The sequence below is a fragment of the Rosettibacter primus genome (assembly GCF_036860675.1).
Classification (GTDB): domain Bacteria; phylum Bacteroidota; class Ignavibacteria; order Ignavibacteriales; family Melioribacteraceae; genus Rosettibacter; species Rosettibacter primus.
Genome location: NZ_JAYKGK010000006.1, coordinates 61,067 through 72,818, shown reverse-complemented (window position 1 = coordinate 72,818; position 11,752 = coordinate 61,067). Strand labels below are relative to the sequence as shown.

The following is an 11,752-nucleotide window of genomic DNA, read 5'->3' as shown; positions in this document are numbered from 1 at the left end:
GTAATTCAAAATTTTTTGTTACACGAATATAAATATTTCTCAAATGATTATATTTATGCAGTCAAAAAAAGATTTGATGCTTAGAAAATTTTCTGAAATAATTTACTTTCAAAAAAATTATAATCATATTTATTAATAATTTTTTTAAAAGAGGAATAAATGTATTTAGATGTATTAATTTTTGCTGCTCATCCTGATGATGCAGAATTGTCAATGGGAGGGACAATAGCAAAGCTCATAAAAAGTGGATTGAAGTTAGGAGTAGTAGATTTAACACGCGGAGAACTTGGGACAAGAGGTTCAGCAGAAATAAGATTAAAAGAAGCACAAAAAGCCTCAGAAATCTTGAAAATTACTCACAGAGAAAATCTTGGTTTAAAAGACGGTTCTATAAAAGTAAATGATGAGTATTTGTTAAAAATAATTTCAAGGATAAGGAAGTATCAGCCTAAAATTATTTTTGCTCCTTATTTTAATGACAGACATCCAGATCATACTAATTGTGGTCAGTTAATTAAAGAAGCCATATTTTTTTCTGGTTTACCAAAAATTGTTACAGAAGAAAATGAGAAAATTCAAATACCATTCAGACCAAAAAAATTATTTTATTACATGCAGACTTATGAGGTCAAACCTACGTTTATCGTAGATATAAGTGATACATTCGAAATCAAAATGGAAGCAATAAAAGCTTATGACTCACAATTTCATAATCCAAATTCTACAGAACCAGAAACATTTATAAGCCAGCCAAATTTTTTAAAATACATAGAGGCAAGAGCAAAGGTCTATGGATTTAAAATTGGAAAAGATTACGGAGAACCTTTCTTTTGCGAAGAAGAAATTGAATTTGATTTAATTAACTTCATCAAGAACGGAGATACAAAATGAAAATTGCATTTCTTGGTACAGGATTAATGGGCGAACCAATGGCATTTCGCTTATTAAAAGCTAACTATAATCTTTATGTATTTAATCGCACTATTTCTAAAACTGAAAGATTAAAAAAACATCAAGCAAAAATTTTTACTGCTCCTGAAGAAGCTATTAAAGAACCTCAATTAATTATTACAATGTTAACTGATTATAACGCAATAGTTGAGGTTCTCTTTAGAAATAAATCAAATTTCAAAGGGAAAACTTTAATTCAGATGAGTACAATTGCACCTCAGGAAAGCTTATTGTTGAAAGAAAGAATAGAACAATCAGGCGGTGAATATATTGAAGCTCCAGTTCTTGGTAGCACTCAACAAGCAGAATCAGGTGAATTGATTGTAATGGTTGGAGGTAATTCAGAAACTTTTAACAGATTGAAAAAAATATTAAAAAATTTTGGTAATAGTGTTATTCATGTTGGAGATGTTGGAAAAGCTTCGGCTCTCAAATTGGCTTTGAATCAATTAATTCCATCTTTACTTTCAGCTTTTGCAACTTCGTTAGCATATGTTAACAATAAGGGGATTGATATTAATATTTTTATGGAAATCCTTAGAAAGAGTGCACTTTATGCACCAACTTTTGATAAAAAATTACCAAATATGTTAAAAAGAGATTTTGATAAAGCTAACTTTCCTTTAAAACATATGTTGAAAGATATTAATTTGATTTATCAGGAATTTCAAAACAATAATGTAAATACTCAGTTAGTTGAATGTGTAAGAAATATTTTAATAAAATCTGTAGATGCAAATTTATCAGATAAAGATTATTCGGCTCTTTATAACATAATTCATCCAGAAAAATGAAATTAGATGAATAGAAAAACTGTAAGTCAATTAATCTGGCTTGGAATTGGAATTTGCTGTGCTGTATGTGTGTTGTATTTTCTTGATTTTGGAGAAAAGTATAAAGATGCACAAATAGTGGCATCAATTGCTGTATTAATGTCAATTCTGTGGATAACTGAAGCAGTTCCACTTGCAGTAACTTCTTTGATACCATTGATATTGTTCCCAATTACAGGGGTTATTTCTTCAAAAGATATTTCACAATCTTACATCAATTCTACTATATTCCTTTTCATGGGTGGATTTATAATTGCAATTGCTATGGAAAGATGGAATCTTCATAAAAGAATTGCATTGAATGTTATTGAGATAACAGGTAAATCCCCATCAAAAATTATATTAGGATTTATGGCATCTTCTGCATTGATTTCAATGTGGATATCAAATACAGCAACAGCAGTTATGTTATTACCAATTGGTTTATCAATAATTTATAAATTAGAAGAAGAATTCGGTAACGAAAAGACATCACGATTTGCTATTGCACTTATGCTTGGGATTGCTTATTCATGCTCGATAGGTGGAATAGCTACGCCAATTGGAACCCCGCCAAATTTAGTATTCCAAAGAATTTACAAGATAAATTTCCCAAACAATCCGGAAATTTACTTTGGTGATTGGATGAAATTTGCAGCCCCAATTTCTTTAGTAATGATAGTTTTCGTATGGCTTTTTTTAACAAAAGTTCTTTTCAGAAATTATAATTTTACTTCAATTGAAATGAATTTAATTAAGGAAGAAAAATTAAAACTCGGTGGAATTACTTATGAAGAAAAAATAGTAGCGATAATTTTTTTAATTACTTCTTTATTATGGATTTTTAGAGCAGAACTGGATTTAGGATTTATTAAAATTCCAGGCTGGTCTCAAATATTTTTAAAACCTGATTTTATAGATGATGGAACGGTTGCGATTACTATGGCATTTTTACTCTATATAATACCTGTATCTAAAAAAAGTAAAGAACAAAATTTTATTCTCGATTTTAATTCAATAAAAAAAATTCCATGGGATATAATTTTGCTTTTTGGCGGAGGGTTTGCATTAGCTGATGGTTTTGTTGCCAGCAAATTATCAATACTTATCGGGCAACAATTTACTTCTTTGAAAAATGTTGAACCAATTTTTTTAATTGTTTCTGTTTGTTTTGTATTGACTTTTCTTACTGAGTTAACATCAAATACGGCAACTGCTCAAATAATTTTACCAATTTTAGCTTCACTTTCAATTGAATTGAATTTAAATCCGTTGTTGCTAATGATTCCTGCAACAATCTCTTCTTCATTTGCTTTTATGCTTCCTGTGGCAACTCCTCCAAATGCAATTGTTTTTAGTAGCAGAAAATTAAAGATAATTGATATGGCAAGAGTTGGTTTAATTATTAATTTTTTTGGAATCATAACAGTTACATTTTTTGTGTGGTTATTTTTTGTTTAATCTTGCTTGAATCCGATTAGCAGAATTTTAATCAAATGTGTATCAAATAAATGGAGGACTGAAAAATGGCATATTATAATTTAAAAATTGTTGAATATTCTTTTGATGAAGCAATAAATAAAATTTTTGAAGAATTAAAAAAAGAAGGTTTTGGTGTTTTAACAGAAATAGATGTTAAAGAAACACTTAAGAAAAAACTCGATGTTGATTTTAGAAAATACAAAATATTTGGTGCATGCAATCCACCATTAGCTTATAAAGCATTATCAAAAGAGGAGAATATTGGAGTTTTATTGCCATGTAATGTAATTGTTCAGGAAAAAGAAGATGGTAAAGTGCAGGTAAGTACAATTAATCCAATGGAAACTATGCAAGCCGTTGGCAATAAAGAATTAGAAGAAATAGCAAATGAAGTATCAGCAAAACTGAAAAGAGTACTCGAAAGCTTGTGAAATTAATTTGATTATTTTATTACTTGAAAAGTTGTTTAGTAATAAACAAATTAATGTGAAATATTTTTAAAAAATTTTCAAGAAGGAGGTTAGGCATGAAAATAAAAGCAGCAGAGAATGGTCCTTATTTAATAGAAGTTACCCAAGCAAAAATTATAAAGAACGGGGAAGAAGAAATTCTTTCTCAGAAGACAATTGCTCTTTGCAGATGTGGACAATCCTCTAATAAACCATTTTGCGACGGAACTCATAAAAAATGTGAGTTCAAAGGGGAGCTTATAGAAATAGAAGTAAAGTAATTTTTATTCGAGGCTGTCAGAAAAAGTTAGTTATTAAAGCATGTACACTGAAAAACACAGATTTTAATTGATTTACACAGATTTTGTAATTCAAAAAACTTTTTCTGACAGCCTCAATTTTATTGATTAAACCATTTTTTCTATGTTCCAAACAAATGCATGAATCCCTTGTTCTTCAGCTTCTTTATTTATTTGCCGTACTTTTTCTAATAAAGGTTCAACTAAATCATCCTTAATTACAGTAAAAACTACTGCATTCTGACTGGGCCAAATGTGAGTACCTAAATGTGGCTCACCTTTTTCACTTCCTTGTCCATGAACATTTAAGAATCGAGTAAAGCCTCTTATATTCAAACTCTGAAGAGCTTCATCAACTTCTTCAGTAATTCCGTGATTATAAACTATCATTACTGCTTTCATTTTGTCTCCTTAATCAACTTCTTTTTTCTGTTTAATTTTGGTTTCAAATATAGAATATAGAACAGGGACAATTATTAGAGTTATCACTGTAGAAAAGAATAAGCCGCCAATTGTTGAGATTCCAAGTGGTTGCCATGTTTCAGAACCCTCCCCTTTACTAATTGCAAGAGGGATTAATCCAAGCAATGTTGTTAATGCTGTCATCAAAACGGGACGTAGTCTGTTCCTACCGGCATATATAATTGCTTCTCTCAATTCGTAACCTCGAGCTCTTGTAATATTTGTGTAATCAACAAGTACAATAGCATTTTTTACAACAATTCCAATAAGCATAATACTTCCTAAAAATGCAATTACACTGAATGGAGTGTTGGTAATAAATAATGCAATGAAAACACCTGTGAATGAGAATGGAACTGAGAACATAATTATAAATGGGTCTAGCAAAGATTCAAATTGTGATGCCATTACCATATAAACTAATATGATGCTTAGAATAAGTAAAAGAGATAAATCCTTAAAAGTATCAGCTTGTTGTTCAATTTGACCTGCATATTCAATTGAAACATTTGGTGGAAGTTGCAATTTATTAACATAATTTTGAATGTCTTTAGTTACTTCACCAAGTGAACGACCTTCAACATCAGATAACACTGCAACAACTCGTTCTTGCTCTTTTCTTTTAATTTCAGGTGGTGAATATTGTTGAGTAACTCTTCCTATATCTTTTAATCTTACAGTTGTTCCAGCCATTGTTTTAATTGGAAGGTTTTCAATATCTGCTAATGAATTTTTCTTTTCAGGTGGTAGACTAATGAAGATGTCGTACTCATCTCCAAGTTCGCGATATTTTGTTGGTGTAAATCCATAGTAATAATTTCTTAAAGTCGAAGCAACAAGAGATGTATTAAGACCATTGAGTGCCATTTTATCTCTTTGAAGAGTAATTTGAAGTTCTGGTCTTGGATCCCCAATATCAATTCTTACATCACGAGTACCTTCGATTTTGGTCATCTGTTCTTTAATACGAGTAGCTAATTGATAAGTTTCATCTATGTTTGGACCAATAATATCAACTTCAATAGGAGCACCTGTTCCGCCAGTCAACATTGACATTGAACCGCTTGTATTTATTGTAAAGCTCTTTATACCAGGAATTACTTCGAGTTTTTGACGAAGTAAATCAGCCATTTCAAAAATTGTTCTCTGTCGTTTACTTTTTGGTGCTGTTCTTACTTGAATTGAAGAAATATTTGCAGCTTCTCTTTGTCCAAATAATATTGCTGAGAAACCCTGATCATTTACACCAGAACGTCCAGATATAAATTCGATTTCAGGAAAATCTTTTCTAATGATTTCTTCAACTTTTTTAACATATTCTATAGTTTCTTCAAGTCTAATTCCCGGTTGCAGTTCTAATGTTAGTTGAAAATTACCTGAATCTGAACGCGGGAAAAATTCTGTTCCTACAATTGGTATTAATGCAAGTGAACCGGCAAAAATTAAAATTGCTCCTACAATTACAGTCTTTTTATGGTCTAAAGCCCAATTTAATATTCCTTTGTAAAATTCATCTATTCTATTAAGAAATTTAGCGAGTGATGAATCAATTTTTTTAAGGTAAGGATTTTGAATTGGTTTTTCTTCCTTTTTAGATTTTAAGAGTTGAGCAGATAACATTGGAATTAATGTTAATGCAGCTAATAGTGAGACAAGAATCATTATTGTTACTAAAAAGCCCAGCTGATTAAATAATATTCCTGCAATTCCAGAAATAAATACTAACGGGAAGAATACTGCAACTATTGTAAGTGTTGAAGCAGTAACAGCAAGTCCAACTTCTGATGAACCAAAAATTGCTGCTTCTCTTGGTCTTGCACCTCGTTCTACATGATGAGAAATATTTTCGAGTATAACGATTGCGTCATCAACAACCATTCCTACTGCTATTGAGAGTGAAGAAAGTGAAATTATATTTATTGTGTTTCCTGTAAAATACAAATAAATAAAAGCCCCAATTAATGAAACAGGTAATGTAAAAAGAATAATTAATGTTGCGCGCCACTTTCTTAAAAATAAAAGTATTACTATCGATACAAAAACTGCTCCAAGAATAACAGCTTCCGCAAGATTGTTAATAGAATTTACAATGTATTCAGATGTATCAACAATAACATCAATTTTTACATCAGATGGAAGATTCTTTTTTATTTGTTCAATTTTTGCTTTTACATTTTTTGCTACTTCAACAGTGTTTGCCCCTGATTGTTTTTGTACTATTATTTGTAATCCACGGCCACCATTAAGTCTAACATTAATTGTTCTGTCTTTTAAGCTATCTTTAACATTAGCTACATCTTTTAAATAAACAATCCTTCCACCCTGCTGACTAACAACCAGATTTTTTATCTCGTTGACATCAGTAAATTCTCCTGGAACTCTTAGGTTATATTCCATATTTCCCATTTTAATTGTTCCAGAAGGAAGATTTATGTTTTCTGATTGAAGAGCCTGTCCAATTTGTTGAGTAGAAATATTGTAAGCTTCTAATTTCTTTGGGTCAACCTGAACTAATATTTGTCTAATTGGTCCGCCAAAAGCCTGAACTGTGCCTACGCCATTAACACGTTTTAATGGGTCTACAATTTCTTGCTCTGCAAGTTTATTTAAACCAATATAACTCTCATCAGCAGTTACAGCTAAAAATACAACGGGAAAGATGTTGGTGCTGAATTTAAATATGAATGGGTCAAGTGCGTCTTGTGGTAAGTTTCTTTTTGTAAATTCTAAAGCAGAACGAATGTCATTTGAGGCTTCGTCTAAATTTGTTCCATATTCAAATTCTAAAACAACAACTGAAATATTATCTATAGAAGTAGACCTGATTTTTTTCAAATTTGTAATTGAACTTAAGCCGCTTTCAATTTTTTTGGTTACATTAATTTCAACATCTTGTGCACTAGCTCCCGGATATTGTGTTAAAACGCTTATCATTGGGGGTTCAATTTCCGGCAGTAAATCTATAGGCAATCTTTGAAAAGATACAAATCCAATTATAATGATTGCCACAAACAACATGATTGTTGTAATTGGTCTTCTAACAGAAATTTCTGGTAATCGCATTTTTGTTCTCCTTTACTCTGCTTTTGCTTTTATTTCTACTTGTGTTCCATCTTTTAAGATTCCCTGACCATTTGTAACTAAATAATCACCTTCAGATAAACCATTTGTAATTTCTATTACACTATCAAATTCTTTCCCGATAGTTACATCAACTCTTTTAGCAATATTATTTTTAATGATAAAAGCATAATATGCAGCAGTCCCAATTTGTTTGAGTATTGCAGCTCTGTTAACAAGAATTCCTTCTGTTTGACCTAATAAAATCTTTGCTCTTACAAACATTCCTGGTCTTAATTTTTCTTGAGGATTTGGAATTTTAACTTCAACTTCAAAAGTTCTTGTTAATGCATTGATGGTAGGATTAATTCTACTTACATTACCCTTAAAAATTTCATTTGGGAAAATGTCAGATTGTATTTCAACATTTTGACCAATTTTAATATCCTTAAAATTATTCTCGCTTACATTTAAGAGTAATTTTAATGGATTAATTTGCATTAAAGTTACAATTGTTGGAGCACCTCCAGTTGGAGCCAACAAAAATACTTCTCCGTCATTTAATTTTTTTGCAGTAATTATTCCTGAGAAAGGTGCTCTGAATTGTGTATTGGTCAAAAGCAAGTTATAATTTTTTTCTGCAGTTTCATATGCTGCTTTAATTTGGTCGTATTGCGATTGAGATATCGAACCAGTTTCGTAAAGAGGCTTCATCCTTTCGTAATTATCTTTTGTAATTTGATATTGAATTTTAGCTTGTACAAGTTGAGTATCATCCATTTCAAAAAGCAAATCACCTTCTTTTACTCTTGAGCCTTCTTCAACATAAATCTTTTGAATCCTTCCTGATGTTTGAGCTCCAAGATTTGCTTCTTTCCATGCAGCTAAAGTTCCAACTAATTCAATATTTCTGTCAATACTTGATTTTTTTACAACACTTACTTCTACTGGAATTATTTTTTGTGTTTCATTATTTATTTCTTTCTTTGAACAGCCAATAATAATAATTAAAGAAACTAAAATGACTGATAGAATTTTTGTAATGTTCATTTATTTATCTCCTGATTTTAATTCTAAACTTAATTTTTACCCAGAACTGTATTTAATTCTGCTTCTGCTACTTTGAGGTCATATATTGCTTGAAGTCTGTTAATTCTTGCCTGACGAAGTGCAAGTTCTGCATCATTAACTTCTAATTGAGTAGCAAGTCCGTTTTCAAGTCTTCTTTTTGCAATATTATAACCTTCTTCGGCTTGTTTTACTGTTTTATTTTGACCTTCAATTCTTTTCAATGCCTGCTGAACTCGATAAAGAATACTTAGTGCTTGTGTTTTTATTGCTTCTGTCAAATTTCTTTTTTGTTCTTTTGCCTGACTTAAACTAATTTCTGCTTGACTTACCCTTGATTGAGTTCTAAATCCATTAAAAACAGGAAGTTGAATTTGAAGACCAACAACAAAAGTTTTGACCCATCGATACTCAGAAAAATTAAAATCATTTGCTTGAGTTTGATATTGATAACTTCCAAATCCAGCTAAAGTTGGTAGATAAGAAGATTTTTCAAGAGAAACCATTTTTTCATAAAGCTTAACTTGCTGCTCGAGAATTGAAAGTTGTGGATTTGTTTGAAGAAGTTCACGAATAATTTCATCTTCTGATGGCAATTGATAAGGTTCTTCAAAATTAAGTTCACCGACAACATCGACATCCTCACTGGCATCTAAACCTATTGCTACCTTCAAAGCTTCAAGAGATAATTTATAATTATTCTCCATTTGAAGAACAGTTGGTTTAAGATTTTCTACTTGAACTTCTGCTCTAAGAACATCATAATCTGAAAGAGTACCTGCTTTATTAAGTCTTTTAATATTTTCAAAATTATCTTCTGCATTCTTCAAACTTAGTTCCATAAGATTTTTCATTTCTCTGGATAATAATACGGCAAGAAATGACTTTTTAACATTCCCGATAATCTGAACTTTAGTGTTCCTATAACTTTCTGTTGATAAATCCAGTGAGTTCGAAGCAACACCAATGCTTTCATAAAGCGACCATGCAAATAATGGCACAGAAAGAGAAGCAGAACCATTATAAGAATTATCAGAACCAATTTCTAAAATACCTGGTTTATTCCCTGGACTGAATGGTGTCCCAGGTGGCAAAAAGATTACGGGTTTTTTAATGTAACGCTGATACTGGGCACTTAAATCGAGTTTTGGATAAAGACCGCTTAAAGCTTCGCGAAGTTTTTCTTTCGATTTATTAACCTCCATTTGAGCTACTTTTATTTCACTATTTTTTTCAAGTGCAAGTTCTATAGCTCTGTTTAGGTCTAATACTATTTTCTCTCTTTGTTGTGCTGAGAGAATTATAGTAAAAGACAAAATAAATAAAATTAACTTTTTCACTTATTTACCTCCGGATTTTATTTTATTAATAAACCCTCAAATATTAACTTAACTGCAAAAATCATATCATCATGAGCTTTGGAAAAATCGATTTGTTTGTCAACTGTAAAAGAAGCAAAGTAATATTCACGATGACGAAGAGCTTCAGATATAGTAAGTAATAAACAAGCAATTCGTTTTGTATCACATTTTTTTATTTCTTTTTTCTTAATTGCTTCATTTAATACTTTCGATAAAATATCAATTTCTTTCTCATTGATTTCTTTAATAATTTTATAGATTTTATTTTTGATTTCATAAAAAACATTAAGAGAAACATCCTGAAGTTTCATTACAGATGTTACATATTCGAATTTTTTATTTTCATAGCTAATTATTTTTTCCAGAATAGTATTACCTGTACTAAGTGCATTATTAATTAATGAAAAATACTTATCACGCTCACTATTAATAACATCTTCAAGCAAAGCTTCTTTGTTTTGATAATAATAATAAAGTGAAGATTTTTTCATGCCTAATGCATTTGCAATATCATCTAGTGTGGTTTTAGCGTAACCATTTTTGGCTAGAATTTGTCTTGCTGTGCTAAGTATTAAATCTTTTTTTGATGGGATATTATCATTATTCATAATCATAATAATCAAACATTTTAATAGAATGTTCGAAAAATATAAAAATTGATTTTAAATGCAAAATTGATTGTCAAAAAAGTATTAACTTGTTTTTGTTTCAAACGATAATTAAATAGCAATAAAAGGTTTTTACCATAATCTTGTTTTTTTAATAAATATTTTATTGTCTATGAATCACCGAATGAATATAGCTAAAATGAGAAGCGCAGCTGATTACCTCTTTGAACAGGGCAGGTATGAGGAGGCTTATTATGTTTATGACGAAATCTATAATAAAATATGGACAGCAATTGGATTTGTTTATAATGGGATATCAAATTTTTCTCAGCAGTATTTGACAAGTTATAAATCAAATTATGAATTAAGAACTCAATTTTTTAATCATGCTGCTGAATCAGTATTTAAGAAATGGTTTAATTTAGATATTGACCAGACATTAAATGAGTTTATGTTTACTACTCATGGACATCTTCAATGTATCAGCTATTCTAATGAAATTAGTTCAACCTTATCTACAGAAGCAGTTTTAAATGAATATTTAATTCTCCACACTTTAATACTTGAGGTAGGGAATGACTGGATTAATTCTATTTTAAAAGTTGCCACTCCAGTATTTGAAGAACAATTGCTCAAAAAATTAAGACCAAACAATAAATTAGAAACTGTTAAAAAATTAATCATTGATAATGCAGAAAAAATAAAAAATACTGATTGGTTTAATGTGAATGTTTATTTCCTTGATTATTTGTTTAATGCCGGGGATAACAGTTCTGAGTTATTCACCTCAGTTCATAAAATTGTCGGATTTTACTATCGTCAGAAAACACATCGCAAATCAACTGATGATAAAGATAATAAACAAAAGTATACACAATATGAACAATACGAGAAATATGAGAAATATGAAAGATATGAACGATATGAAAAGAAAACAGCGAAGAGTGATGATGAGTTTGACCCAACCACAGCAACAGAATTTGAAAAAGCGAAATATTATGGAAAAATACTTGGCTTGAGTGGAAAGGTTACAAAATCTCAAATTAGGAAAAAATATCTTGAACTTATTGCAAAATATCATCCTGATAGGGTAAGTGATTTAGGGGAAGAGTTAAAAATTCTTGCCGAGAAAAAAACCAAGCAGCTTAATGCTGCATATGAATGGATGAAGAAAAAGTATAATCTGTAATATCTGATTTT

At 30.2% G+C, this 11,752-nt stretch carries 11 protein-coding genes; 6 read left to right on the top strand and 5 right to left on the bottom strand.

Annotated elements, in window-relative coordinates; all coding sequences use genetic code 11:
• Nucleotides 1-159 precede the first annotated feature (159 nt).
• From bshB1 to VJY32_RS09040, 5 genes are all read left to right on the top strand, one after another.
• Nucleotides 160-891: a bacillithiol biosynthesis deacetylase BshB1 gene (gene bshB1, locus VJY32_RS09060; RefSeq protein WP_353677590.1), complete on the top strand. Its 732-nt coding sequence runs from the start codon at nucleotides 160-162 to the stop codon at nucleotides 889-891.
• The gene (locus tag VJY32_RS09055) at nucleotides 888-1,745 is read left to right on the top strand and encodes an NAD(P)-dependent oxidoreductase (RefSeq protein ID WP_353677589.1); all 858 of its coding nucleotides are present in this window, start codon (nucleotides 888-890) and stop codon (nucleotides 1,743-1,745) included. Before bshB1 ends, VJY32_RS09055 begins: the two co-directional genes overlap by 4 nt.
• 6 nt (nucleotides 1,746-1,751) lie before the next feature.
• Complete coding sequence (locus VJY32_RS09050; RefSeq protein WP_353677588.1) at nucleotides 1,752-3,224, top strand: SLC13 family permease; 1,473 nt, start codon at nucleotides 1,752-1,754, stop codon at nucleotides 3,222-3,224.
• A 65-nt stretch (nucleotides 3,225-3,289) separates the two neighbouring features.
• Entirely contained in the window at nucleotides 3,290-3,676 is a 387-nt protein-coding gene (locus VJY32_RS09045) for a DUF302 domain-containing protein (protein ID WP_353677587.1), read from the top strand.
• A 95-nt stretch (nucleotides 3,677-3,771) separates the two neighbouring features.
• On the top strand, nucleotides 3,772-3,975 hold the full coding sequence (locus VJY32_RS09040) for a CDGSH iron-sulfur domain-containing protein (protein ID WP_353677586.1): 204 nt from the start codon (nucleotides 3,772-3,774) through the stop codon (nucleotides 3,973-3,975).
• 126 nt (nucleotides 3,976-4,101) lie between these two features.
• Here the strand turns inward: VJY32_RS09040 and VJY32_RS09035 are convergent, their stop codons facing one another.
• Genes VJY32_RS09035 through VJY32_RS09015 form a run of 5 tightly spaced genes read right to left on the bottom strand, consistent with a single transcriptional unit; the run spans nucleotide 4,102 to nucleotide 10,552 of the window.
• The gene (locus VJY32_RS09035; protein ID WP_353677585.1) at nucleotides 4,102-4,395 is read right to left on the bottom strand and encodes a PG0541 family transporter-associated protein; all 294 of its coding nucleotides are present in this window, start codon (nucleotides 4,393-4,395) and stop codon (nucleotides 4,102-4,104) included.
• 9 nt (nucleotides 4,396-4,404) lie between these two features.
• Nucleotides 4,405-7,518, bottom strand: coding sequence for an efflux RND transporter permease subunit (locus VJY32_RS09030; RefSeq protein WP_353677584.1), 3,114 nt, complete (start codon nucleotides 7,516-7,518; stop codon nucleotides 4,405-4,407).
• A gap of 12 nt (nucleotides 7,519-7,530) precedes the next feature.
• Nucleotides 7,531-8,565 carry an efflux RND transporter periplasmic adaptor subunit gene (locus VJY32_RS09025; RefSeq protein WP_353677583.1) on the bottom strand — a complete coding sequence of 345 codons (1,035 nt, stop codon included), beginning with the start codon at nucleotides 8,563-8,565 and terminating at the stop codon, nucleotides 7,531-7,533.
• Between the two features lie 29 nt (nucleotides 8,566-8,594).
• The gene (locus VJY32_RS09020) at nucleotides 8,595-9,923 is read right to left on the bottom strand and encodes a TolC family protein (RefSeq protein ID WP_353677582.1); all 1,329 of its coding nucleotides are present in this window, start codon (nucleotides 9,921-9,923) and stop codon (nucleotides 8,595-8,597) included.
• Nucleotides 9,924-9,940: 17 nt separating this feature from the next.
• Entirely contained in the window at nucleotides 9,941-10,552 is a 612-nt protein-coding gene (locus VJY32_RS09015) for a TetR/AcrR family transcriptional regulator (protein WP_353677581.1), read from the bottom strand.
• Nucleotides 10,553-10,736: 184 nt separating this feature from the next.
• Between VJY32_RS09015 and VJY32_RS09010 the strand changes: the two genes are divergently transcribed.
• Nucleotides 10,737-11,741, top strand: a complete 1,005-nt coding sequence (locus tag VJY32_RS09010; protein WP_353677580.1) for a J domain-containing protein — start codon at nucleotides 10,737-10,739, stop codon at nucleotides 11,739-11,741.
• Nucleotides 11,742-11,752 lie beyond the last annotated feature (11 nt).